We start from the raw sequence: 274 nt of genomic DNA, 5'->3' as shown, positions 1-274 counted from the left end.
TATGGATAACAATCAAATGCCGAATATGATGCCGATTATGGATAACAATCAAATGCCGAATATAATGCCGATTATGGATAACAATCAAATGCCGAATATGATGCCAATTATGGATAACAATCAAATGCCGAATATAATGCCGATTATGGATAACAATCAACCGCCCAATATGATGCCCTATCAAATGCCGTATCAACAGCCCATGATGCCGCCGAATCCGTATTATCAACAACCAAATCCATATCAAATGCCATATCAGCAAGGAGCGCCGTTT

General features: G+C 39.1%; 1 pseudogene. It reads left to right on the top strand.

From position 1 onward, the window contains the following. Nucleotides 1–16: 16 nt before the first annotated feature. Nucleotides 17–274, top strand: a pseudogene (locus MR107_RS30745) (peptigoglycan-binding protein LysM); the annotation flags it as partial.

The organism is Bacillus cereus group sp. BfR-BA-01441 (assembly GCF_022663075.1).
GTDB classification, from domain to species: domain Bacteria; phylum Bacillota; class Bacilli; order Bacillales; family Bacillaceae_G; genus Bacillus_A; species Bacillus_A cereus.
Note: the sequence above shows the minus strand (reverse complement) of the source record. Positions and strands in the feature narration are given on the sequence as shown.